Source organism: Rhodococcus sp. H36-A4, assembly GCF_027158005.1.
In the GTDB taxonomy this organism is placed as follows: Bacteria; Actinomycetota; Actinomycetes; order Mycobacteriales; family Mycobacteriaceae; genus Rhodococcoides.
In genome coordinates this window covers 442538-468006 of record NZ_JAPVLQ010000005.1, presented here as the reverse complement: position 1 = coordinate 468006, position 25469 = coordinate 442538, and the positions used below count along the sequence as shown (strand labels likewise).

Here is a 25469-nt window from a genome sequence, read left to right as displayed (position 1 = left end):
CGACTCCCGCTCTTGTCCACACAGAAGTCCCTCGAGACCGAGTGTGTCGTTTCGTCCCCAGCAAGCCCGATATGTGACAAGAACCCGCGGGCGTCACGACGTGCCCGACGTTCGAGAAAGCATTTTCATCCACCTGACGGAGAGAGAGACGTTGTTCAAACGGATTGCAGTAGTGAACCGAGGCGAGGCGGCAGTACGCCTGATCAGGGCCGTCAAGGAACTCAACGCCGAGTTCGACTACGGCATTCGGACGGTCGCCCTCCACACCGAGGCAGAACGCCGCGCAATGTTCGTCAGGCGGGCCGACGAGACCGTCGTTCTGCGTAAACCCGAGGTCGGATCCGCGTACCTCGATCACGCCGAACTCGAGCGGGCACTTGTCGAATCCGGCGCTGACGCCGTATGGGTCGGATGGGGCTTCGTCGCCGAAGATCCAGCCTTCGCCGACCTCTGCGCACGACTGAACATCACTTTCATCGGACCTTCCGGCGACGCGATGCGTCTCCTCGGGGACAAAGTCGAGGCGAAATTACTCGCCGAACGGGTCGGTGTTCCCGTCGCACCGTGGAGCGGTGGACCCGTCGAAACACGGGCCGACGCTCGCCGACACGCACAGGCCATCGGCTACCCACTGATCATCAAGGCTCGCAGTGGTGGCGGCGGTCGCGGCATCCGCAAGGTCTACGAGGAGAGCGAACTCGAACTCGCACTCGAACGTACGCAGGGTGAGGCCGAACGCTCGTTCGGCGACCCGGTGGTATTCATCGAGCGACTCGTCACCGACGCTCGCCACGTCGAGGTCCAGGTCATCGCCGACAACCACGGCAACGTCTGGGCTCCAGGCGTACGCGACTGCTCCATCCAACGTCGCAATCAGAAGGTCATCGAAGAATCCAGCTCGCCGGTCCTGACGCAAGAGCAAGCCGATCACCTGCGCGCCGTCTCCAGCGAACTCGTGCGCGCCGCCTCCTATGTAGGCGCTGGGACCGTGGAGTACCTCTACCAGCCCGAGCAGAAGATCTTCACCTTCCTCGAAGTCAACACCCGACTCCAGGTCGAACACCCCATCACCGAATTCACCACCGGTATCGACCTGGTGAAACTGCAGATCCTCGTCGCCAACGGCGATCACCTCGAAGGTGATTGCCCGCCCGAGTTCGGCCACGCCGTCGAAGCGCGCCTGAACGCCGAGGATGCCGACAACGGTTTCGCGCCCGCACCGGGAACCGTCGAACTTCTCAAGTTCCCCCTCGGCAGCGGCATCCGCGTCGACACCGGCATCGCACAAGGCGACGTCATTCCCCCCGACTACGACTCCATGGTCGCCAAGGTCATCGCCTGGGGACGTGACCGGGGTGAAGCACTCGCCCGGCTGCGCAACGCACTACGCGAGACAACTGTCGTCATCGACGGCGGAACGACCACCAAGTCGTTTCTGATCGATCTGCTCGACCGTGAAGAGGTCATTTCCGCCTCCGCCGACACCGGCTGGCTCGATAGATCCGAAGCAGGCACGGCCACCGGCCCGACGGCCGTGGCAGACATCGCGCTCATCGCAGCGGCAATCGATGCCTACGACGTCGAAGAAGGACGCGAGCGTGCCGCATTCCTGTCCTCGGCCCGTGGTGGTCGTCCTCGTGCAAGCCACACCATCGGCCGGACCGTAGAACTGAACTACCAGGGCCAGGCATACAAGCTCGGCGTCGGTCAGATCGGACCGCACCTCTACCGCGTCGATGGTGACAGTGGCGACGTGCAGGTCGACATCGAGCGCCTCGGTCAGTACGAGAGCCGCCTCGTCCTCGGCAACCGCCGCTTTTCGATCGTCACCGTCGCCGGTGCCGCGCACTTCCTCGTCGAAGTGGATGGCATCAGTCATCAGATAAGCCAGGACGAAGCCGGACTGGTCCGTGCTCCAGCGCCCGCCGTCGTCGTCGCCGTGCCGGTTGCGGTCGGCGACGAGGTCGAAGCAGGCCAGACCTTGGTCGTGCTCGAGAGCATGAAGATGGAAACCGCCGTCCGGTCGCCGTACGCCGGTCGCGTGCGCGAAGTCTTGGCCTCGGTCAACGGCCAGGTCGATTCCGGTGCCGCGCTGCTGCGTGTCGATCAAGCCGGCGAGCAGAAGGCATCCACCCAGACCGCTCGCGTGGAGTTCCGAACCGTGGACCGACCCGAGGGTGAGACACCGCGATGCAAAGCGCTGTCGTATCTCGACGAGTTGTCGGCCCTGATCACCGGTTTCGACGTCAATGCCTCCCGCGTTCAGGCTCTGCTCTCCGACTACGAGACGGTGCGCAACGAGGTTGCATGCGACGATTCTCAGGTCGTCGACGCAGAGTTGGCACTGCTCAACACGTTCGCCGATATGTGCGAACTCTCCCGCAATCGTCCCACCATGGACGAGGAGAACACGGACGAACGAGTGCACAGCCCGCGTGAACACTTCCACTCCTTCCTGCACTCTCTCGATGCAGACATCCAAGGACTTCCGGAATCGTTCCGCGGCAAGCTTTCTCGCGCACTACGTCACTACGGCGCCGAGGATCTCGAGCGCAGTCCAGAACTCGAAGAAGCCGTATATCGAGTATTCCTCGCACTTCAACGTATCGAGAATCAAGTTCCGGTCGTCTCGGCACTCCTCGATCGTTGGCTGACGGACTCGGCAGCGCAGCCCGCTGCAGGTTCGGCCATCGGTGAGGTACTCGAGCGCCTGATCGTTGCGACTCAGGCTCGGTATCCCGTCATCGGCGACGTCGCTCGCAACCTGCGCTTTCGTCTTTTCGACGCCCCGTCGATCCGGCGTTCACGTGACCAGGTCCACGACGGGGTCCGTGGCAGCTTGCAGTATCTTGCCGAGAACCCCGACGCGCCGGACTACGCGGCTCGCATCGATGCGCTCGTCTCCACCCCCGAGCCGTTGATCGATCTGTTGGGTTCACGGATCGACGAGCCTGGCGCACTGCTCGAGGTCATCACTCGCCAGTACTACGAGATTCGCGATCTAGAAGACGTCAAGGCTTTCGACCGAGACAGAGTTCGTTTCGTCACCGGTAATTTCCTGCTCGCCGGCGAGCGACTCCAGTTGGTCTCGGCCGCAACGACGTTCGCTTCGCTGTCCGCGACGATCGATGCGATCGACGATATCGCCGGGCCTGCTCCCGAACACCTTGCCGTCGACCTGTATCTAGCGTGGCCTGATGCCCCTGCCAGCAGCGACGACATCGCGAGTACCGTCCAGTCCGTTCTCACCGAACATCCCCGGACCAAGAACTGGCGTCGGATCACGATCACCGTATGCGGCACCGATGTTCGCCATGTAACGTTCCGGCGCCCGAGCGTCGAGGGTTCGGAACCTCTGGCCGAGGATCTGGTCATTCGCGACATGCATCCGTTGACAGGGCAGCGCCTGGACCTATGGCGCCTCAAGAACTTCGACGGCACCAGGCTTCCTGCGACGCCCGGAACCTACCTGTTCCACCTGACGGCGAAAGAAAATCCGTCCGACGAGCGATTGATGGCTCTTGCCGAAATCCGTGGATTGACAACGCAACTCGATGACAACGGTATCGTCGTCGCTGTTCCCGAGATCGAGAGGACCGTCGCCTCCTGCCTCGACGGGATTCGGCGCGCCCAGAGCCAGCGGGGTAAGAACCGGCTCGACGCGAACCGCGTCACCCTCTACGTGTGGCCAGTGCTCGATGTGCCTGCTGATCGCCTCGCCGCAATCGCACGGCACATTGCACCGTCCACCATCGGTGCCGGGCTCGAAGAAATCACGATGATCGCCAGGCTCAGGAACGGACCGAGTGCGCCTGTTCGCGAGGTCGCAATCCGATTCTCGTATCGCTCCGGCGCAGGGGTCGTCGCCAAGGTCACCGACAGGCCGACCGAGCCACTGCGGCCGCTGGACGAATACACCCAGAAGGTTCAGCGCTCGCAGGCACGCGGAACCGTGTACCCGTACGAACTGATTCCTCTGCTCACGGGCTCGGGTGGGACGTTCACCGAGTACGACTTCGACGAAACCGCCACCCTGGCGCCTGTCGATCGCCCGTACGGTCGCAATACGGCAGGCATCATCGTCGGACTCGTGTCGACTCCGTCGGACCGCTATCCCGAGGGCGTCACCCGAGTTGCCTTGTTCGGGGACCCGACCAAGTCGCTGGGAACCGTTGCTGAGGCCGAGTGCTCGCGGATCGTCGCAGCAATCGACCTTGCCGAGCGCCTCGGCGCTCCGGTCGAGTGGTTCGCACTGTCCTCCGGTGCCACCATCTCGATGAGTACCGGTACCGAGAACATGGACTGGGTATCACGTGGGCTTCGTCGCATCATCACGTTCACTCAGGCGGGCGGCGAGATCAACATCGTCGTCGCAGGCATCAACGTCGGCGCACAGCCGTATTGGAATGCCGAGGCCACAATGTTGGCGCACACCAAGGGCATCCTCGTGATGACCCCGGACAGCGCCATGGTCCTGACCGGAAAACAGTCACTCGACTACTCCGGCGGCGTCTCAGCAGAGGACAACTTCGGCATCGGCGGTTACGACCGAGTCATGGGACCGAACGGCCAGGCACAGTACTGGGCGCCGAACCTGCGTGCGGCGTGCGAGGTGTTGTTCGCGCACTACGAACATGCTTATACGGCACCAGGTGAGAAGTTCCCCCGACGCGCAGTCACCACCGATCCGACCGAACGCGACGTGCGGACCTACCCCCACGTGCACCCGTCGAGCGACTTCACCACCGTCGGTGACATCTTCTCCTCAGCCACCAACCCGGATCGCAAGAAGCCGTTCGACATTCGCACGGTCATGCGTGCCGTTGTCGACCAGGATCACTCTGTCCTCGAACGGTGGGCAGACATGGCCGACGCGGACACTTCGGTCGTCTTCGACGCCCACCTAGCGGGTATTCCGGTCAGCGTCATCGGCATCGAGTCGCGAGCAATTCCGCGTAAAGGATGGTTCCCGTCCGACGGGCCCGACCAGTGGACTTCGGGCACGTTGTTCCCGAATTCCTCGAAGAAGACCGCACGAGCCATCAACGCCGCCAGCGGCTCTCGGCCGATCGTGGTGCTCGCCAACCTGTCCGGGTTCGACGGTTCACCGGAGTCTCTACGCAACATCCAGCTCGAGTACGGCGCCGAGATCGGCCGCGCGATAGTCAACTTCGACGGTCCAATCGTGTTCTGCGTAGTATCGCGTTACCACGGAGGCGCATTCGTAGTGTTCTCCGGAGCGCTCAACGACAACATGGAGGTGTTGGCGGTCGAGGGATCGTTCGCTTCGGTTCTGGGTGGCGCACCGGCAGCGGCAGTGGTGTTCACGCGGGACGTCAACGCCAGGACCGCAGCCGATCCGCGAGTCCTCGACATCGAGGCGAAGCTGACAGCCGCCGAGACGGACGCCGAACGAACTCGCATCCGCGTCGAGTTGGCGACCGAACGCGGCAATGTCCGCAACTCGAAGCTCGGTGAAGTGGCCGCCGAATTCGAGGCGATCCACAATATTCAACGCGCACAGAAGGTCGGCTCGGTGGACCATATCGTCCCCGCTGCCGAGCTACGTCCGCAGATCATCGCTGCCATAGAGCGCGGGATGGCTCGCGCGCAGTAACGATTTCACCTCGAACGCACCCCCGCCCGCTCTGCGGCCGGGGGTGCGTTCGTTTGCGGTGTCTCTATCGGCGCATAGCCGAGAACCGCTCAGTCGGACAGGCTCCGGTTACTCCGAAAACGACGCGAAGCGCCGGTGATCGGGTCTTCGAATTCCACCGCCCGCGCGAGAAGCCTCAAGGGTTCGGTGAAGTCGTCACCCGGTACCGATCGAAACTCTGGATAGAACGGATCACCTTCGATGGGTATACCCATCGAAGACAGGTGAATTCGTAGCTGGTGCGTCTTGCCCGTCTTCGGGAAGAGTCGATAGCGTGCGCGTTCACCCAAGATCTCGATCATCTCGACCCGTGTTTCACTGTTCGGCTCGCCCGGTTCCTCATGGGCAACCATGACCCCGTGTTCCTTGATGATTCGACTCCGAATCACCCGCGGGAATTCCAGCGTCGGATCATAAGGCGCGATCGCCTCGTACTCTTTGAGTACCGATCTCGACGAGAAGAGCTCCTGGTACGGCCGTCGTAGTTCTTTGGTGCGGGTGAATATCAGAACTCCCGCCGTCGCCCGATCGAGTCGATGGGCAGGCGTGAGATCCGGGCAGTCGAACATCCGACGCGCACGCACCGTCGCGGTTTCGGTGACGTGTCTTCCCCGAGGGATGGTTGCCAGAAAATGCGGCTTGTCGACCACGACGATGCCGTCACCGTCGTAAAGGACGTCCATCTCGAACGGCACCGGAGTCTCCGGCGCCGGGTCTCGGTAGAAGTACACGAATCTTCCAGGAGCATAGGCACTTTCGCTGCCCCACGGCCGCCCCTTCTCGTCGACGACCTCGCCGGAGATCATCGACTGCTCCCACGGATCGGCGGGGTACTCGCGACTGAGGTACTCGAACACGGTCTTCGAGGACTCCTCGTGCGGAAGCCGAATGCGCAACGGCGCCAAACCATGCCGATACGGAAGTGGCTCAGGCACAATCGACACAGACCAGGCGGAGCCCGCGGCCCTCGTCGTCGTCGAAATCCTGGTATCGAGAAGTCGGGTTCGCGCACACCGTGCAGCGGCCGATCACCGACGTGTGATCGGAGAAGTCGATATTCATGCGCTTGTCGAAGACGTACAACGATCCCTCCCACAGCGCATCGTCTCCATAGGCTTCGGCGTAGCGCACTATCCCGCCGTCGAGCTGATAGACCTCTTCGAAACCTCGTGAGCGCATCAGCGAAGAAAGCACCTCGCATCGCACTCCACCGGTGCAGTAAGTGACGACGGGACTCTTCTTCAGATGATCGAACTGCCCAGAGTCGAGTTGCGCAACGAAGTCGCGGGTGGTCTCCACTTCGGGCACCACAGCGTTCTTGAATTTGCCGATCTGCGCCTCGAAAGCATTGCGGCCGTCGAAGAAGACGACGTCATCGCCACGACGATCGACAAGTTCGTTCACTTGTGCGGGACTCAGGTGCACTCCCCCGCCGACCACTCCGTCTGCGTCGACCTTCAGTTCCTCGGCTGCCCCGAAGGTCACGATCTCCGACCGGACCTTGACCGAAAGCCGTGGGAAGTCCTCACCCAACCCCTCCGACCACTTGATGTCGGCGTCTTCGAAGGCTGGATAGCTCCGTGTTCCCCGCACATAGCGCTTGACGTCGGCGAGTTCGCCGCCGACGGTCGCGTTGATCCCATGCTCGGAGATGATGATCCTGCCACCGAGGCCGTTGGACGCGGCCAGCGTGTGCTGCCACAGCCGGATTGCCTCCGGGTCCGGTAGCGGGGTAAAGACGTAGAACAGCACGATTTTCGGTACAGCCATAGGTGTCAGTATGCCGGTGCGTACCGAGCCGGTGTCAGAAGCGACTACGCACGAACAGGCAGAGCTACCGGATCCACCCGCGCCAACCCGTCGGGAACAGCGAATCCTGCACCCCAATAGATGCCGCTGAGCGGGTCTTCCTTGGCATCGAGGTACCAGTGATCCATCTGGACGCCCGAGGGTGTCACATCGAAGACGCCGAACCCGTGACTGTCGAGGTCGACGTATTTGATATGGCGGTTGAGCGTGGTCAATGCGGCCTCGGCGACTCTGCTGAGCGTATGCGGGTCCGTCTTCGTCAAATCATCGATGTTTGCCGAGGACACCGATGTGACGACGAGCTCGGTGGCGACGGCACCGGTTTGGAAGTAGCGGGCTGCGTCGGCTGGAACGTCACATGCCCACGAAGAGTGAATATCGCCGGTGATGAAGACGGTGTTGCGCACGTTCTTCTCCGCGATCGCACCGAGCAGCCGCTTTCGATCCGCCGTGTACCCATCCCATGGATCGGCGTTGTACGGCAGCCCGCCGGCGGGAATCCCGAGCAAACCGGTCAGCGCGGCCGCCGCCTCGCTCTCGAGTGGAGGGAGCAGAACCGGGGTGATCATGACCGGATTTCCGACGATCTTCCACTGCGTCGGCGAACTCACCAGTCCTTCGGTGAGCCACTCCATCTGGTCCGCTCCGGTGATCGTGCGATTCGGAGAATCGACGTCGCCGCCCTGGAACGGCAACACCTGCTGGGACCGATAGGTCCGCAAATCCAGCATCGACAGCTCGAGCAACGTTCCGAAGCGCAACCGTCGGTAGATGTGGCGATTTTGCGGGGTACCGGCTACGCGTACGGGCATCCATTCGAAATAGGCCTGTACCGAGTTCGACTTACGGACCGACCACGGTCCGTCGGTCTCGGGCTGATGAGTCTGAGCGCCACCGTCGTACGCATCGTTGGCCGATTCGTGGTCGTCCCACGTGCAGATCCATGGCACCCCGAGATGAGCGGCTTTGAGATCCGGATCGGACTTGTACTGACCGTGCCGGATCCGGTAGTCCTGCAAACTGACGATCTCGTGCACCGGATCGTGCTGCCGAACGACGCCGTTCTTGCCGGCGAAACCACCGGTCTCGTACTCGTAGATGTAGTCGCCGAGATGGATGATCGCGTCGAGATCGGTCCGTGCAGCCAGATGGCGGTAGGCGCCGAAGAATCCGGACTCCCAGTTGGAGCACGAGACGACACCGAACCTGATGCCGTCGAGTTCGGTGTCTTCGGCCGGGGCCGTGCGGGTCGTACCGACAACGGACTCGGTGCCTGCTGCGTCACCACCCTGGACTTCGAAACTGTAGTAGTACGTCGTAGCCGGCGAAAGGCCGTCGACGTCGACTTTGACCGTGTGATCGGAGTCCGGGCTCGTCGACACGGTGCCGCTGCGGACGATCGCCGTCAGCTCCGGATCGGTAGCCACTCTCCATCGGACCTCGGTCGCGGGCCCGATACCGGAACCGGGGAGGGCATCAGGAGTCGGAGTTACTCGAGTCCACAGAATGACGGCCTCGGGCGTCGGATCACCCGAGGCGACGCCGTGTTGGAACGGGACGAACGAGCCCTGTTGCGCGTGAGCGAGAACCGGTACCGCCGAGGCCGCTCCGACCGCTGCCACTGCGATGGAAGAGGATCGAAGAAATCCACGCCTGGACACACCTTTTTTCACGGTCACGACACAAGTTGATGTGATCGAGAGGCCGCGGTCAAGTCCAGCAGGCCATCGGGGGTAAAGATTCACTTTCAGCTCGTACGGTGTTCGAATACAGGCACCGACCGACGGAGAGTTTGTTCTTGCCTCGACTCGAGCACTCTGCGAATATGGCCTCCTCCGCTCCGCTCTGGTTGTTCGGTGATCAACTCGGCCCGCACTTTCACTCGACGAGTGAGCACATCCATCGCGATGTCCTGCTGATCGAGAGTGCGCGAGTGTGTCGGACACGTCCGTTCCATCGACAGAAATTGCATCTGGTCCTCTCGGGGATGCGACATCTCGCCGCGGAACTGGGTGAGCGCTCGACCTATCTGAAGACCGAAACGTATCGAGACGGTCTCGAACAGTACGGACGGCCGGTGCTGGTTTTCGAGCCCACCTCGCACGCTGCGGAGCGCTTCGTACAGAAACTTCTCGACGAGGGTGTCGTGCTGGATGTGTTGCCGACACCGATGTTCGCGCTGAGCCGAACGGATTTCGCCGAGTGGGCCGGCAATCGCAATCAGTTCCGACTCGAGGCGTTCTACCGCGACCAGCGCAGACGCTTCGAGGTGCTCATGGCAGGTGCGGAGCCGGTCGACGGCGTGTGGAACCTCGATGCCGACAATCGCGAACCACCTCCGAAAAAGCGCTCGACACTCGGTATCGACCCACCCTGGTGGCCGACCGAGGACGACATCGACGATTCCGTCCGGTCAGACCTGGATGCTCTGAACCTACCGACCGTCGGACAGGACGGCCCGCGCCTGTTCGCGGTGACAGCCGACGAGGCCCGGGAAGCCCTGCAACACTTCGTCTCCTATCGCCTTCCCGACTTCGGCAAATACGAGGACGCCGTGATGAGTCAGGACTGGGCGATGGCACATTCGCTACTGTCGGTGCCGCTGAACATGGGGCTCCTCGAACCTCTCGAGGTAGTCGAGGCCGCCGAGCAGGCTTGGCGCGACGGCGATGCCCCGCTCGCGTCGGTTGAAGGATTCATCCGCCAGGTGCTCGGCTGGCGGGAGTACGTGTGGCACCTGTACTGGCATTTCGGCCCGGACTACCTCGACCGCAACGAGCTCGCTGCCCATGAGCCACTACCGAAGTGGTTCACCGAACTCGACGGTGATCACCCGATCGCGGCGTGCCTGTCACACACTCTGACGGAACTGAATGCGCGCGGCTGGGTGCATCACATCCCCAGGTTGATGATTCTCGGCAACTTCGCACTCCAGCGCGGATACGACCCGAAGGCACTGACCGAATGGTTTGCCACCGCATTCGTCGACGGGTTCGCCTGGGTCATGCCCGTCAACGTGATCGGCATGAGCCAGCATGCCGACGGCGGGTTGATCGCTACGAAGCCGTACGCATCGGGTGGCGCGTACCTCGATCGCATGACCGATCATTGCGGTGGGTGCGAATACAACCCGAAGAAGCGCCTCGGTCCGGACGCGTGCCCGTTCACGGCCGGGTACTGGTCATTCGTACACCGTCACCGGGATCGACTGGCGAAAAACCATCGAACAGCTCGGCAGGTGTCGCAGATGCACCGTCTCGCCGATCTCGACCAGGTGCTCGAACAAGAAAATCAGCGAGAGGTGTTCTGATCGTGCCCGTGCGCAGGGGTGCCAGAACTCGTGCTTCGCTACGGTGGACCCATGAGCCTTCCTCGCCCTACGCCCGACAGCACTGCCGTCGTCACGGGGGCCTCCTCCGGAATCGGGGTAGCGATTGCACGCGAACTCGCCAACCGTGGGCACGGGGTGACCCTCGTGGCGCGAAGCGCCGACAAGCTGAGCGCCCTGGCCGAGGAGCTGAACAAGTGCGGAATCCGAGCCGAGGTCCTCGCTGCCGACCTGTCCGAACGATCCGCGCGGAGCGAATTACTGGGCCGCATCGAGGCACTGGGACTGATACCGGACATTCTGGTGAACAACGCTGGACTGTCCACGCTCGGCCCCGTCGCATCCTCGGACCCGGAAGCCGAGTTGAACATGATCGAGGTCGACGTGGCGGCGGTCGCCGACCTCTGCAGCCGATTCTTGCCAGGCATGACGGCGAGAGAACGCGGTGCCGTACTGAACGTTGCATCGACCGCGGCGTTTCAGCCGCTTCCCGGTCAAGCTGGGTACGGCGCGTGCAAGGCATTCGTCCTCTCCTACACGCAAAGTCTCAGCGGTGAGCTGCACGGAACCGGTGTCTCCGCGACGGCGCTGTGCCCAGGACCGGTGGATACCGGATTCGGTGAGACCGCAGGCTTTTCGAAAGAGGATGCCGAGGCTGCCCTTCCGTCCGTGATGTGGGTATCGCCCGAAGAGGTCGCAAAGACCGCCGTAGACGGCATGGCGAAAGGTCAGATGGTCGCGATACCCGGCGCTGCCAACCGTATCGCGTCGATATTCGCCCAGGTGACGCCACGAAAGTTGTTGGTACCCCTCCTCGCTCGTAACCATCCCGGCCTACGCAAAGGATCCACTTCATGACCCGCGAATTCACGGTGTCCGACAGCACCGTCGTCAGCGCTGACACCGACACTCTCTACGCCGCTATCAGCGATCCGACACAGATGGGCAGCTGGAGCCCGGAAAACCTCGGCGCCGTAGTGCACGATCCACGCGAAAGTGCTTACGTCGGAATGGTGTTCGACGGAAAGAACAAGCGCGGGCGTGCACGCTGGATCACCCGATGCACCGTCACTGTCGCAGATCCCGGGTCGGCGTTCGAGTTCCGCGTCCACGCGATCGGCGTGAAGACTCCCCGCTTCAAGGGTGCCAACGCGACGTGGCGGTACGACTTCGAACCGGTCCCCGGTGGCACCAGGGTTACCGAGACATGGACCGACGACCGCACGAAGTGGCCCGATGCCGTAGCGCTCGTATTCGACAAGATCGCCACAAGCGGAAAGACGTTCCCTCAGTTCCAACGTCGGAACATCTCGAAAACTCTCGGCAACTTGCAGAAGCGCTTCGGCTGAGCGAAGCGGACGTACGGTGAGCAGCTACTTGCGCTCGAACAAGCCCCGTACATAGGCCGCTTGTCCACAGTGTTGGAGATCATCGGACACCACCGACACCAGCCGCACGCCGAGTGTCACCGGGGGATCCCACTGTTCGTCGACGACGCGATCGAGATCCTCGGCCGTCAGCGAACCGAGGTACGCAACGGTCCTGGCGTGCACCGCGTCGTGGTAGCTGCGGAGCAGTTCGGCGTCGGCGCGCACCCGAGCGACATCGTCAGCGCTGTGGCCGTAGCCGATCGAAGAACTCTCGAACGGCAGACCGAATCTGGCCTCCCAGCCGTCCGAGGTCCACACTTGCTCCCCTCCTTCGACGCCCGCCACGTGATCATCCTGAACGCGCGTCAAGTGCCACATCAGCCACGCAATCGTGTTGGCCTCGGCGTCCGTTCTGAAGGTGAGTGCCTCGGGAGAAATGTCGTCGAGGGTCTCGTGTACGACCCCTTTGATGCGGTCGAAAGCGTCGATGAGTACTCCGGCGTGATTCACCTGGGTTGTCCTTTCGAAATGCGGGTGGAGGTGGCGGGGTGACCTACCTACTTCTATCCGCATACCCGACTGTGCAATTTCCATCACCGAAATTTCCGGCCTGGAATTTCCACTACTGCCGAACCCGTTGCACCCTGATATGAAGGCAATCACATACACCAGGACCGGCGACACCTCTGTACTCGATCTCGTGGACCGAGAGATACCCGAACCGGGACCGGGCGAGGTTCGAGTGAAGGTAGCCGTATCCGGGGTCAACCCCACCGATTGGAAGAACCGGGAGGGCGCGCGCGCCGGGGACGCACTCGACTTCGACGAGGTCGTGCCGAACCAAGACGGTGCAGGGACCGTTGATGCGGCAGGCACCGGCGTCGAAGGTCTGGCCGTGGGTGACCGGGTGTGGCTGTACCTCTCACAGCACCGGAGGCCGACCGGAACAGCACAGGAGTACACCGTAGTCCCGGCCGAACGCGTCGTACGACTCCCTGACCACGTCGGCTTCGACGTCGGGGCCAGCCTCGGTGTGCCCGCCATGACAGCCCACCGCGCATTGACAGTCTCCGAAGACAGCCCCTCGCGGTTGCATCCCGGCGCGCTCGTCGGCAGGACAGTACTGGTTGCAGGTGGTGCGGGAGCAGTCGGGCATGCGGCGATCCAACTCGGGCGCTGGGCGGGAGCAACGGTCGTCACCACCGTCAGTGGGCCGGAAAAAGCAGCCCTCGCTACTGCCGCGGGTGCACATCACGTCGTCAACTACACGACCGGTGATGCCGCTGCCTCGATCCGAGCCATCGCCCCCGATGGAGTCGATCTGGTGGTCGAGGTCGCCCCGGCGCAGAACGCCGAACTGAACGCCGCCGTCACCTCCACACGTGCCTCGATTGCGGTCTACGCCAACAACGGCGGCAACACGATCACCCTCGATGTACGACCGAACATGGTGCTCAACACTCGCTACCAGTTCATTCTGCTCTACACCGTCGGCGAGGCAGCCCTGAAGGCCGCTCAGGACGACGTCAATGCTGCGGCAGGTGCAGGTGTACTCGAGGTCGGCGAAAGCGCCGGTCTACCGTTGCACCGGTTCCCTTTGTCCGGTACGGCCGCTGCACACGACGCAGTTCAGAACGGCGTGACCGGAAAAGTTCTCATCGATATCTGACGCAGCACCTGGTCGAATTTGCCGAATTAGCAAACTAACTTGCGCATTCGCGAATGCGTCGGCATTGTCATAGCCATGCACACACACGACGATGCTCCGGCAGTATTCGACCAGCCGTTCTGGGACAACCTGTACTCGGAACGACCCACCATCTGGAGCGGCCACGCCAACCAGGTATTGATCACAGAAGCGTCGAAGCTCACGCCAGGCAGCGCTCTGGACATCGGCAGCGGCGAAGGAGCCGACGCCTTCTGGCTCGCAGACAACGGCTGGAAGACCACCGGCGCGGACATCTCGCCCATCGCCCTCGAACGTGCTCGGCATGCACAAGGCGATCGAACCGTGGCGTGGCTCCACCGCGATCTCACCGAGTGGGCTCCGCCCGCCACGTCGTTCGACCTCGTCAGTGCCCACTTCTTCCACCTGCCACACGCTCAGTTCGAGCCGGCAATCCTTCGCTTCGGCAACGCAGTCACCTCGGGGGGACACCTCCTGATCGTCGGACACAGCCCCTCCGACGCCCTGGCCTCGCAGCATGGGCACGCCGAACTCCTCTTCACAGCCGACCAGGTCACCGCACTATTCCCCACCGTAGAATGGTCCGTCGTCGTCGCCGAGGATCGTGCGCGAACCGGGACCACCACCGACGGGAAGCAGACCGAGCGCCTCGACACCGTCGCGTTGCTTCGCAAGCTCTGACTTCGAGAGAAGGAATACAGGGGCAACTAGAGTGATGGTGATGTCCATGCCGCTGCGCCACTGTGCGCCTCTGCCGCTGCGCTACTACGTGCCACTGGCTCTCGCGCTGATCGCCGCGATGATCATTCTGTTCACCCCCGCGTCGGGAGTGCCCAGCGGATTCACCCATAGCGACAAGATCATTCACTTCACACTCTTCTTCGCACTCGCGTACACCTCACGAGTCGCAGCGGTTTCGGCGTCGCGGACCGTCCTGTGGACTACAACTTTCGCAATAGCGTCCGAGATCCTTCAGGCCGTCCTGCCGTTGGGCCGCAGCGGTTCCCTCCTCGATGCAGCATTCGATGTGGCAGGTGCGGCCGTGGGGGTGCTCGTTGCCACGCGCATAGTTCCGGTTCCCTCCGCTATAGACTGACAGCACGCTCCGGGGGTTCTCGGCTCGCACGCCACTTCTGGAAGGGTCACCATTACCTCGACGTCCACGCCCCATGAGATATACCTGGTCGCACCCGAGCAAGACGCGCTCGACCCGGTGATCGGTGAATCGCCCGAGTCCGTCGCGCGTCTGACGGACCGAACAGATGTGGTTGCGTACGACGGAAGATTCGCTTTGTCGATCACGTCAACGACGCCCCACCAGGCGATGGTCTTCGATTTGCTGTTCATCCGCGCTGCCCTCGACAGTGCCCGCATCCGATACCTGCTGGTTCGCGGCAACGACAAGCGACCCGTCATCGCCATAGATGCTGCCGAGCGCGAACCACTGCGCGCGGCACTGGTCGAGGCGTGCCTGCAAGAGCCGTTCTACTCCAAAACCGTGGACGTCAAGCGAGCCAAGACGGTGCTGGTGGCCGACGGATCACTTTCACCTGCCTCCGACGCCCGCATCTTTCGGCTTTATCGCCCCCGAATCGAACCGAACAGTGGCCTGCACTACGGCGCCTCGACGGCAGTTCAGATCGAACTGTGGGCGTTTTCGCCCCAGGAGATCGTGCTTCCCGTCGAGAACTCGCTGACTCGCCGCACCATTCGACGCGACGAAGCGGTGCGCGGAACCGTCGAGCGCTTCGGAAAGTCCTGGCCGACAATCGAAAACATGTTCGCCGACCACGCGTCGGACATCAATTTCGATATCGACATCGTGTTCTCCTGGGTCGACGGCTCCTCCGCCGAATTCCAAGCTCAACGCGCACGCCGCATGCAGAACTACATTGTCGGAGAGGGTGACTCGTCGCCTGCACGATTTCGGCAGATCGACGAACTGAAGTATGCGCTTCGCTCGATCCACATGTACGCACCGTGGATTCGTCGCATTTTCGTCGCAACCGATTCCGATCGACCGGCCTGGCTCGCGGACGACCCGCGCGTGACGTTCGTGCCGAGCGAAACGTTCTTCGTCGACACTTCCGTTCTGCCGACCCACAATTCGCAAGCAGTCGAATCCCAGCTGCATCACATCCCGGGCCTGTCCGAGCATTTCCTCTACTCCAACGACGACATGTTCTTCGGACGCCCGGTCGGCCCGCAGATGTTCTTCTCACCCGGCGGCATCAGCATGTTCATCGAAGCCGGCACCCGAATCGGGTTGGGCTACAACGACGAAGATCGCAGCGGGTTCGAGAACGCCGCCCGAGTCAACCGTCGACTACTGCAGGACCGCTTCGGTCTGATGACCACCAGGCACCTGGAACACGCAGCTACGCCACTGCGCAAAAGCGTCATGCAAGAGATGGAGAACGAGTTCCCCGACGAGTTCGCTGCTACTGCTGCAAGCGTGTTCCGGGCCAGCACCAATATCTCGGTCACCAACTCGCTCTACCACTACTACGCGTTGATGAGCGGCCGGGCAGTGGTGCAGACGAGCGCCAAGGTCACCTACATCGACACCACGTCGCATTCGGGGCTCCATTCCATGGAGAACCTTCTACCCAAACGCTCGATCGACTTCTTCTGCCTCAACGACGGCAGCTTTCCCGAGGTCGACCTGGATGTTCGGACCCGCCGGGTCACCGAGTTCCTCGAACGGTACTTCCCCATCGTCGCGCCCTGGGAAAGCTAGATACTGCTGAACCTCGGCCGTCGCGCACTTTCGGCAATGGTCACCCCGGCCTCGTCCAGACGCCGTACGACCTCTTCTGCGGAGACGTATTCACCGACGGTCTCGTAGGTTCCGATGGGGACCACCGAGTGCACGACGTTGTCGTCGTAGAGGTGGACGAGGTTGTAGGCCTGCGCACCATCGCGGCCCCGGGTAGCGCCGGGCGGGACGTTGAGGTCCTGGGTGTAGCAGGTAGCGGACGCGACCGACACCGGAATCCCTGCGAACGTCGCTGAGGTCGAGTAGTGCAGGTGACCAGCCAGGATGGATCTGACGTCGCTCCCACGGAGGACATCTGCGAGTCGGCGCTGATCGAGCAACTCCACCAGCACCGCAAGATCCAACACCGCAGGCACCGGCGGGTGATGCATCGCCAGAATGGTGCCGAATTCGGCTTTCGTTTCGAGAATTCCTGCAAGCCAATCCAATTGGGCTTGCGTCACTTCACCGTAGTGGTGACCGGGAACCGTCGAATCCAACGTGATGATGCGAAGTCCTGCCACCTCGTGGACACGGTCGACCGTGCCGGTCGTCGGCGCCTGATCGAGTAACCGCGATCGGAACGTCGCACGGTCGTCGTGATTTCCCATCGCCCAGATGATCCGGGCTCCGAGCGCCTCGGCAACCGGCTCGACCAGCGCCCGCAGGGTGTCGTAAGCACCCGGTTCACCTCGGTCGGTGAGATCGCCGGTAAAGACCAGTGCATCGGGCCGCACCCCGGACGTCTCGACATCAGCGAGGATGCGACGCAACGTGGCCGTGCTGTCCACTCCACCGTACAAATCACCCCCCTCGACAAGGTGCGTATCGCTCAGGTGCAGGAGGCAGTGATTCGGGCGTGGGTACTCCGCCGTCCGAGCCTTCATCGGTGTCTCGCTTCCGATCGGCCTTCTCGGTGGGCACACTGTTCGCATGCCCTCTAGTTCACAGTAGCCAAACCCTCCGAAGGGAACACTCGGGGTACGGAGAATTTACGGACAGCGAACAACCAGAGGCTCACCGCACAGGTGAGTGGGAATCCTTCCGACTCCCACTCACCTGTCGGACTCTGCTACTTCGACAGCACGCGCAGGTGCTCGTCGGCACCACCGAGCGTGTGCTCGATCGCGACGAGCCTGCTGACGTAATGTCCTACCGGATATTCGGCCGTGACACCGATGCCACCGTGCAGCTGAATCGCTTCTTGCCCCAGCTTGCGCGAGGACCGAGATATCTGCAGCTTCGAACGCGAAGCCACGAGCGGATCGACGACGTCGTCCGCGAGATTCATCGTCGCGTACAGCGCCATACTGCGCGCCAGTTCGAGCAAGACGTACATATCCGCTGCCCGGAACGTCAACGCCTGGAATTTGGCGAGCGGAACACCGAATTGCTTGCGCTGCTTCAGATAATCCGTCGTCAACCTCAGTGCCTCTTCCATGGCACCGATGGCTTCGGCGCACAGTGCAGCCTGCGCCTTCACCTCCGAAGCCACGATGGCAGTGCTCGCATCTCCGCCATCACCCAACGGCTCGGCCGCGACGTCGGTCAGCGTGATCTGTGCCGCCCGACCTCCGTCGTGAGTCTGGTAGGACTTGCGGTCGAGCCCCGTCGCATCGCAGTCGACGAGAAAGAGGCCTATCCCGCCGCCTGGAAGCGTGGCACTGACCACCAGTACATCGGCGCTGCCGCCTGATGGGACCGGATTCTTCGTACCGGTGATGGACCACGAACCGCCGTCCTCGGTCGCTGAAGTGCTCACCGTGATGTTCGGCCAACGACTGCCGGTTTCGTTGTGTGCGAAGGCAAGCAAGGTGCTGCCTTCGGCTACGCCGGGCAAGACGCGTCGACGCTGATCGACACTTCCGACCTCTGAGATCAACCCGCCCGGCACGAGCACCGCATCGAGTATCGGCTCCGGGGCGAGGCGACGTCCGACCTCGGTCATGACGGCCATGATCTCCACCGGGCCGGCATCCATGCCGCCGTCGTCCTCGGAGAAGCTCAGTCCGAGTAGCCCGACTTCGGCGAGCTGCTTCCACACATCGGCAGACCAACCAGGTTCGGCGGCAACGATCTTGTTTCGCTTTTCGGTGTCATACGCCCTCGACAGCACCTCACGAGTGGTGTCACGCAGGAGTTTCTGTTCTTCGTTCAGTTCGAAATCCATGTCCTGCCCCTCACAATCCGAGAATCGTCGATGCGATGATCTGCCGCTGCACTTCGTTGGATCCGCCGTAGATCGATACCTTGCGGTAGTTGAGGTACGTCGGAACCGAACGTTGCGCCCAACCGGGACTATCGATGTCGTCGCCAGCCTCGTAAGGAAGCGAATCGGGTCCTGCGATATCCATCAACATCTCGGTCGCCGACTGCTGCAGCTCCGATCCGCGAAGCTTCAGAATCGACGACGCCGGATTCGGCTTACCGTCAGAAGATCCCGACACCATTCTCAGCTGTGTGAGTTCCAGTGCGAGAACTTCGTTTTCGAGCTCGGCGAACCGCGCCGCGAAGATAGGATCTTCGAGCAGGGTGCCGTCGGCAACGGCAGTGGCGGCCGCATGCTTCTTTGCCTGTTCCAGACGAACCTTCGTGTGTCCGACCCGGGTGACACCGGTGCGTTCGTTACCGAGCAGGAACTTCGCGTAGCTCCACCCCTGGTTGTCCTCGCCCACAAGGTTCTCCGCCGGAACACGGACGTTTTCGAAGAACACCTCGTTGACCTCGACGCTGCCGTCGATCAACTTGATCGGGCGCACCGTGATGCCGGGCGTGTTCAAATCGATCAGCAGGAACGAGATCCCCGCCTGCTTCTTCGGCGCATCCGGGTTGGTCCGGACGAGAGCGAAGATCCAGTCGGCATACTGCCCGAGCGTCGTCCACGTCTTCTGGCCGTTGACGATGTAGTCGTCACCGTCTCGCAGGGCAGTCGTTCGCAGCGATGCAAGGTCCGATCCAGCCTCGGGCTCGGAGAATCCCTGACACCACCAGATATCCAGATTCGCCGTCTTCGGAAGGAACTTCTCCTTCATCTCTTGCGAGCCGAAAGTAGCGATCACCGGTCCGACCATCGAGGCGTTGAATGCCAGTGGCTCGGGCACCGAGGCCAGCTGCATCTCGTCGAGCCAGATATGACGCTGAACCGGCGTCCAATCCCGACCGCCGAACTCTGCAGGCCAATGCGGAACAGCCAGACCGTTCGCATTGAGAATTTGCATCGTCGTCACCATGTCTTCACGGCTCAGCTCGATGCCCACCTTGCTCTTCTCGCGTATTTCCGCGGGAATCTCAGTGGTGAAGAAAGTCCGCATTTCGTCACGAAAAGTGGCTTCCTTCTCTGTCAGGGCAAGATTCATTTTGGTCCCTCCGGACTCGACCACGTTGTCTCTTTCGACCGTACTCTCCAGTAGCTGGGATACTCTCCGGACACTATGACTTTGCTGGCACTGGTTCGACATGGCGAAACCGACTGGAATCTGCACGGTCGCCTCCAAGGTTCCTCGGATATCCCACTCAACTCGACCGGCCGCGCGCAGGCCCGCGAAGCCGTGTACGAACTCGAGGGGCACACCTGGGACCTGTTGGTGAGTTCGCCCTTGTCGAGGGCTTCGGAGACAGCGGACATCATCGGATCGCATCTCGGCATCGAGCGCAGCGCCACCTATCCCGATCTCGCCGAACGACACTTCGGCGAGGCCGAGGGATTCACCGACTACGACGCATACTCACACTGGCCGGACGGACTGTATCCAGGGCTGGAACCGCGCGGCACCCTGATCGAGCGAGGAGTGCGCGCCGTCGACGAGATCGCGGAAACGTATCCGGAGTCCTCCGTGATCGCGGTCGCCCACGGAGGCATCATCCGAGCGATTCTCGGCGCCATCCGCGGCGTACCGTCGCCGCGCATCCTCAACGCCGGGGTGTCCACCCTCGTCCGCGACGAGACTGGATGGACTGTGCGCACGATCAACGGAATTCCAGCACGGAGGTATCACTGAGATGCACATCGAACGCAAGTTGGAAGAACTAGGTTTCGTCCTTCCCGCTGAGGCCCACGCCCCGCCGGGATTCCAATTCTCCTTCGAATGGGTTCGTGTACGAGGCAACCGGGTGTACGTCACGGGTCACTCACCGCAACGGGCGGACGGCTCGATGGCAGGCCCCTTCGGCGCAGTGCCGTCGCACATCTCCCTCGACGAGGCCACTGACGCGGCACGAGACACAGCCCTGGCGATACTCGCCAGCGTGCAACGCGCTATCGGGGACCTCGATCGAATCAGTGCCTGGCTCACCGTCTCGGGAATGGTCAACGCCGATCACGGGTTCACCCAGACGACGACAGTCATCAACGGCTTCTCCGATCTGATCCTGCAAGTGTTCGGCCCCGAAGTCGGAGCCCATGCGCGCAGTGCCATCGGAACGGCAGCACTACCGATGAACAACGCCGTGGTGATATCCGCGGAAATAGAGATCGACGGGTAGGTTTCCTCTACCGGACGAGATGACGGAAGGCCTTCCTCGAAGTGCATCGCAAAGTGCTCGCTCTGCTGGCCGTGCTGGTCGCACTGATGTCCGTTGCCGGTTGTGGATCCTCCACCGGACCACTGATCGATACGGTCAAGGACAACGGCGTCCTCGTCGTCGGTACCGAAGGTACGTACAGCCCGTTCAGCTTTCAGGGCGCGAACGGACAACTCACCGGATACGACATCGACGTGGTCGATGCAGTCGCGGGCGAACTCGGCGTCCGCGTCGAGTACGTACAGACCCCGTTCGACTCGATCTTCGCCGGACTCCAATCCGGGCGCTTCGACCTGATCGCCAATCAGGTCACGATCAACCCCGATCGACAGAACGCATACGACCTGTCCAAGCCGTACACGGTCTCCGAGGGCGAAATCCTCGACTCGGCGACCAGCACAGCGATCACCTCGGTCGCAGACCTCGCAGGCAAAACGACGGCACAATCGTCGACCAGCAACTGGGCTCAGGTCGCCGCAGACGCAGGCGCGAACGTAGAAGCCGTCGAAGGGTTCGTGCAGGCGGTCACTCTGGTCAAAGACGGGCGTGTCGACGCCACCGTCAACGACAGCCTCGCCATCGCCGAGTATTTGAAGCAGACCGGCGACACCGGCGTCAAAGTGGCGGCACAGACCGGAGACACCAGCTACCAGGCATTCGCAGCCCGCAAAGACAGCGGCCTGATGGACGAAATCGACAATGCGATCGACACGTTGCAGGCGGACGGAACGCTCGATCGGATCTCCACCACGTACTTCGGTTCTGCCGTCGCCGCACCGACCGCAGATACCCAGGTGCCGACGTCGGACGCCTCGGATGTCGAACCGCAATCCAAACTCGATCTGATCCTCGACAATCTGTGGCCGATGTTGAAGGCAACGCTGACGATGACCATCCCGCTGACGGCCATCAGCTTCGTCATCGGGCTCGTCATCGCCCTCGCAGTTGCATTGGCTCGCATCTCGTCGAGAAAGGCATTGTCTGCGGCAGCTCGCTTCTACGTCTCGATCGTTCGAGGCACGCCGCTACTGCTGCAGTTGTTCATCGTCTTCTACGCGCTGCCGCAGTTCGGAGTGGTGATCGACCCGTTCCCCGCTGCGGTGGTCGCGTTCAGCTTGAACGTCGGCGGCTATGCAGCAGAGGTCATCAGAGCAGCCATCCTCAGCGTGCCGAAGGGACAATGGGAAGCCTCGCAGACCATAGGCATGGGCTACCGCACGACGCTGCAGCGCATCATTCTTCCCCAGGCATTACGTACCGCCGTGCCGCCGCTGTCGAACACGCTGATTTCACTCGTCAAGGACACCTCGCTGGCATCGACCATCCTCGTGACCGAATTGCTCCGCGTCGCGCAATTGGCGGCCGCACCGACGTTCGACTTCTTCGCTCTCTACAGCGTCGCCGCTCTGTACTACTGGGTGATCTGCATGATTCTTTCGTTCTTCCAAGGAAAACTCGAAGTCCGACTCGACAGGTATGTGGCGAAATGACCGACCTTCTCGACGTCAAGGCACTCAAGAAGTCGTTCGGCAAGATCGACGTGTTGTGCGACGTCTCCTTCTCCGTCCCGGCGGGGAGCGTCACTGTGATCATCGGGCCGTCCGGATCCGGTAAGACGACGGTGCTCAGATCGTTGAATGCACTCGACCCCGCCGACTCCGGGTCGATCCGGATCGGTGACGTTTCGGTGGATTTCGCAACCCCAGTGTCCGAAGCAGACCTTCGACTCCTCCGAGCGCAGAGCGGAATGGTCTTCCAGAGCCACAATCTGTTCCCCCACAAAACCGTCCTGCAGAACATCATCGAAGGTCCGGTGATTGTCCAGAAACGTCCGAAAGACGAAGCGATCGCCGATGCCCACACGCTGCTCGCGCAAGTCGGCCTCGAGGCCAAAGCCGATCAATACCCGTTCCAGCTGTCCGGCGGCCAGCAACAACGCGTCGGGATAGCCCGGGCCTTGGCGCTTCGACCGAAGCTCATGCTGTTCGACGAGCCGACCTCCGCCCTCGATCCAGAACTTGTCGGCGAAGTACTCGCTGTCATCCGGAGTCTTGCAGCTCAGGGGTGGACGATGGTGATCGTCACCCACGAAATCCGTTTCGCCCAGCAAGTCGCCGATCAAGTCCTCTTCATCGAGGACGGCATCGTTCTCGAGCGCGGAACACCAGAGGAAGTACTGGTCAATCCGACCGAGCCGCGAACCAGGCAGTTCCTACAGCGGATCATGGGCTGACGAAGGCGGGTCCGCCCAAGGGAAACACCGCCCAAGAGAAACACCGCCCACCTCCGCCTCGCACCGTCTGAAACAGGGTGCAACGCGGAAGCAGACGGTGTCTGTCTACTTACGTGCTTCTTCAGCGCCTGGGCTTGCCCTTGAATTTGCCGCCGCCACTGCGTCCGGGAGGCCCGGAGTCGGGGGTCAGCTGAATCAGCACCCCACTGATCCGAGTACGCCGCAACGCTTCGACCGTCTCGTCGGCCAGGTCCGCAGGCAGTTCCACCAGCGAGTGGTCCGGTCTGATGCTGATGTGCCCGAAATCGCTGCGGCGTAGTCCGCCCTCGTTCGCGATCGCTCCGACGATGGCACCCGGCGCGACGTGGTGTCGTTTGCCGACGCTGATCCGATACGTCGCCATCTCCTGACCGGTCTTGCGGTGATGCGAGTCCGCCGCGTCTGCGTCGAACGAACGCGGAGGCCTCGGCTCGCGTGGCTCCCGGGGTGCACGCGGCGGGGCGGGTGGCTCAGGCTTCAGCAGGAACGCCTCACCGTCGCGGGACTGCACGGCGAGTGCTGCCGCGATATCCGCGAGCGGGACGTCGTGCGCCTGCACGTAATCCTCGACGAGTCGGCGGAACAGGGCGAGATTCTCGCTCTCGAGGCTCTCGGTGATCGAGTCCCCGAACTTGGTGACGCGTTGCGCGTTGACGTCGTCGACACTCGGTAACTGCATCTCGGTGATCGGCTGACGCGTCGCACGCTCGATCGCTTTGAGCAGGTGACGCTCCCGTGGCGCTACGAACAGCAATGCCTGACCGGCTCGGCCGGCTCGTCCGGTACGACCGATGCGGTGCACGTACGACTCGGTGTCATGCGGAATGTCGTAGTTGATGACGTGCGAAATGCGATCGACGTCGAGACCACGAGCCGCGACGTCGGTGGCAACGAGGATGTCGATTTGGCCGTTCTTGAGCTGACCGATGGTCCGCTCACGCTGAGCCTGCACGATGTCACCGTTGATCGCGGCCGCAGAGAATCCCCGTGCGCGAAGCTTCTCGGCGAGCTCCTCGGTGGCCTGTTTGGTTCGGACGAACATGATCATCGCTTCGAATTCTTCGACTTCGAAGATCCGTGTCAGTGCTTCCAGCTTGCGCTGATGTGCGACCTGTACGTAGCGCTGCGTGATGTTCGGCGCCGTCGACGTCTTCGTCTTGACGGTGATCTCGACAGGATCGTGCAAGTACTGCTTGGAAATCTTGCGGATGGCAGCAGGCATCGTTGCCGAGAAGAGTGCCACCTGCTTGTATTCGGGAGTATCCGAGAGAATTCGCTCGACATCCTCCTGGAAACCCATCTTGAGCATCTCGTCGGCCTCGTCGAGGACCAGATACTCCAGGCCGGAGAGGTCGAGAGTGCCCTTCTCCAGGTGATCGATGACGCGACCGGGGGTACCCACGATGATCTGCGCACCCTTGCGCAGACCCGACAGCTGAATGCCGTATGCCTGACCGCCGTAGATAGGCAGGATGTGCAGGCCGGGGATGTGCGAGGCGTACTTGCCGAACGCCTCGGCCACCTGCAGCGCGAGCTCACGCGTCGGTGCCAACACCAACGCCTGCGGAACACGCCGTGATACGTCGAGCCGCGAGAGGATCGGCACCGCGAACGCCGCGGTCTTGCCGGTGCCGGTCTGAGCCAATCCGACGACATCGTTGCCCGCCATCAGGGGCGGAATAGTAGCCGCCTGAATGGGCGAGGGGGTCTCGTATCCCACGTCCCGAAGGGCCTGCAGGACGCGTTCCTCGATTCCGAGGTCGGCGAAAGTAAGCTGCGGAGCTTCTTCGGACGCAGCGTCCGGGGCGGGGGTCGAGTCGGTGGGCGCCGGTGCCGACCTATTCGAAATTGCTTCGTCACTCGTCACGGCGGCATCCTGATTCGGCTCTGTTGTGCTCATATGTCACCCAGTTTAGTCCCTGCAACCGACCCAATGGACCGAGTGCCGAGAATTCGTGGTTGCGCGCCCCCCGGCCGGAGGGGTTGCCGCCCCCCGATCCGACCGCTGCGACATCGGGGGCCGATAAAGAGAGGAGCCTCGAACCTCCGTGCGACAACGGTTAAGGTC

Annotated in this window: 20 protein-coding genes; 12 read left to right on the top strand and 8 right to left on the bottom strand. The window is 62.2% G+C overall.

Annotated features, from left to right (window positions below; translation table 11 throughout):
* Positions 1-151: 151 nt before the first annotated feature.
* Complete coding sequence (locus O1W68_RS16585; RefSeq protein WP_269305324.1) at positions 152-5617, top strand: ATP-binding protein; 5466 nt, start codon at positions 152-154, stop codon at positions 5615-5617.
* An 89-nt stretch (positions 5618-5706) separates the two neighbouring features.
* On the opposite strand, the gene O1W68_RS16580 is transcribed toward O1W68_RS16585, so the two are convergent.
* From O1W68_RS16580 to O1W68_RS16570, 3 genes are read right to left on the bottom strand one after another with little or no spacing between them, the layout of a single operon-like run.
* Entirely contained in the window at positions 5707-6591 is an 885-nt protein-coding gene (locus tag O1W68_RS16580; RefSeq protein ID WP_442972384.1) for a pseudouridine synthase, read from the bottom strand.
* Positions 6584-7426 carry an oxygen-dependent tRNA uridine(34) hydroxylase TrhO gene (gene trhO / locus O1W68_RS16575; protein WP_269305322.1) on the bottom strand — a complete coding sequence of 281 codons (843 nt, stop codon included), beginning with the start codon at positions 7424-7426 and terminating at the stop codon, positions 6584-6586. Before trhO ends, O1W68_RS16580 begins: the two co-directional genes overlap by 8 nt.
* Before the next feature lie 44 nt (positions 7427-7470).
* Positions 7471-9144: an alkaline phosphatase D family protein gene (locus tag O1W68_RS16570; RefSeq protein WP_269305320.1), complete on the bottom strand. Its 1674-nt coding sequence runs from the start codon at positions 9142-9144 to the stop codon at positions 7471-7473.
* A gap of 146 nt (positions 9145-9290) precedes the next feature.
* On the opposite strand from O1W68_RS16570, the gene O1W68_RS16565 reads away from it, so the two are divergent.
* The 3 genes from O1W68_RS16565 to O1W68_RS16555 are packed head-to-tail and all read left to right on the top strand — an operon-like array spanning position 9291 to position 12142.
* On the top strand, positions 9291-10775 hold the full coding sequence (locus O1W68_RS16565) for a cryptochrome/photolyase family protein (protein WP_269305318.1): 1485 nt from the start codon (positions 9291-9293) through the stop codon (positions 10773-10775).
* Positions 10776-10826: 51 nt separating this feature from the next.
* Complete coding sequence (locus O1W68_RS16560; RefSeq protein WP_269305316.1) at positions 10827-11651, top strand: SDR family NAD(P)-dependent oxidoreductase; 825 nt, start codon at positions 10827-10829, stop codon at positions 11649-11651.
* Positions 11648-12142 carry an SRPBCC family protein gene (locus tag O1W68_RS16555; protein ID WP_269305314.1) on the top strand — a complete coding sequence of 165 codons (495 nt, stop codon included), beginning with the start codon at positions 11648-11650 and terminating at the stop codon, positions 12140-12142. Before O1W68_RS16560 ends, O1W68_RS16555 begins: the two co-directional genes overlap by 4 nt.
* 24 nt (positions 12143-12166) lie before the next feature.
* Here the strand turns inward: O1W68_RS16555 and O1W68_RS16550 are convergent, their stop codons facing one another.
* A complete protein-coding gene (locus O1W68_RS16550; protein ID WP_269305312.1) occupies positions 12167-12673 on the bottom strand; it encodes a mycothiol transferase in 507 nt (168 codons plus the stop codon).
* Positions 12674-12812: 139 nt separating this feature from the next.
* Between O1W68_RS16550 and O1W68_RS16545 the strand changes: the two genes are divergently transcribed.
* The 4 genes from O1W68_RS16545 (at position 12813) to O1W68_RS16530 (ending at position 16590) form a co-directional block, all read left to right on the top strand.
* Entirely contained in the window at positions 12813-13832 is a 1020-nt protein-coding gene (locus O1W68_RS16545) for an NADPH:quinone reductase (protein WP_269305310.1), read from the top strand.
* A 75-nt stretch (positions 13833-13907) separates the two neighbouring features.
* Positions 13908-14531: a class I SAM-dependent methyltransferase gene (locus tag O1W68_RS16540; protein ID WP_269305307.1), complete on the top strand. Its 624-nt coding sequence runs from the start codon at positions 13908-13910 to the stop codon at positions 14529-14531.
* 40 nt (positions 14532-14571) lie between these two features.
* The gene (locus tag O1W68_RS16535) at positions 14572-14946 is read left to right on the top strand and encodes a VanZ family protein (RefSeq protein WP_269305305.1); all 375 of its coding nucleotides are present in this window, start codon (positions 14572-14574) and stop codon (positions 14944-14946) included.
* 228 nt (positions 14947-15174) lie between these two features.
* Positions 15175-16590 (top strand): stealth family protein, encoded by a 1416-nt coding sequence (locus tag O1W68_RS16530; RefSeq protein WP_269305401.1) that lies wholly within the window; start codon positions 15175-15177, stop codon positions 16588-16590.
* Here the strand turns inward: O1W68_RS16530 and O1W68_RS16525 are convergent.
* The 3 genes from O1W68_RS16525 to O1W68_RS16515 all read right to left on the bottom strand — a co-directional run bounded on the left by O1W68_RS16525 (position 16587) and on the right by O1W68_RS16515 (position 19964).
* Positions 16587-17495 carry a phosphodiesterase gene (locus tag O1W68_RS16525; protein WP_269305303.1) on the bottom strand — a complete coding sequence of 303 codons (909 nt, stop codon included), beginning with the start codon at positions 17493-17495 and terminating at the stop codon, positions 16587-16589. The genes O1W68_RS16530 and O1W68_RS16525 overlap by 4 nt on opposite strands.
* 185 nt (positions 17496-17680) lie before the next feature.
* The gene (locus tag O1W68_RS16520; protein ID WP_269305301.1) at positions 17681-18778 is read right to left on the bottom strand and encodes an acyl-CoA dehydrogenase family protein; all 1098 of its coding nucleotides are present in this window, start codon (positions 18776-18778) and stop codon (positions 17681-17683) included.
* 10 nt (positions 18779-18788) lie between these two features.
* On the bottom strand, positions 18789-19964 hold the full coding sequence (locus tag O1W68_RS16515; protein ID WP_269305299.1) for an acyl-CoA dehydrogenase family protein: 1176 nt from the start codon (positions 19962-19964) through the stop codon (positions 18789-18791).
* Between the two features lie 75 nt (positions 19965-20039).
* Between O1W68_RS16515 and O1W68_RS16510 the strand changes: the two genes are divergently transcribed.
* Genes O1W68_RS16510 through O1W68_RS16495 form a run of 4 tightly spaced genes read left to right on the top strand, consistent with a single transcriptional unit; the run spans position 20040 to position 23362 of the window.
* Positions 20040-20606 carry a histidine phosphatase family protein gene (locus tag O1W68_RS16510; protein WP_269305297.1) on the top strand — a complete coding sequence of 189 codons (567 nt, stop codon included), beginning with the start codon at positions 20040-20042 and terminating at the stop codon, positions 20604-20606.
* A gap of 1 nt (position 20607) precedes the next feature.
* Positions 20608-21090, top strand: a complete 483-nt coding sequence (locus O1W68_RS16505) for a RidA family protein (RefSeq protein ID WP_269305295.1) — start codon at positions 20608-20610, stop codon at positions 21088-21090.
* 41 nt (positions 21091-21131) lie between these two features.
* Complete coding sequence (locus O1W68_RS16500) at positions 21132-22619, top strand: ABC transporter substrate-binding protein/permease (protein WP_269305293.1); 1488 nt, start codon at positions 21132-21134, stop codon at positions 22617-22619.
* Complete coding sequence (locus tag O1W68_RS16495) at positions 22616-23362, top strand: amino acid ABC transporter ATP-binding protein (protein WP_269305291.1); 747 nt, start codon at positions 22616-22618, stop codon at positions 23360-23362. Before O1W68_RS16500 ends, O1W68_RS16495 begins: the two co-directional genes overlap by 4 nt.
* A 121-nt stretch (positions 23363-23483) precedes the next feature.
* Here the strand turns inward: O1W68_RS16495 and O1W68_RS16490 are convergent, their stop codons facing one another.
* Positions 23484-25301: a DEAD/DEAH box helicase gene (locus O1W68_RS16490; RefSeq protein WP_269305289.1), complete on the bottom strand. Its 1818-nt coding sequence runs from the start codon at positions 25299-25301 to the stop codon at positions 23484-23486.
* Positions 25302-25469 lie beyond the last annotated feature (168 nt).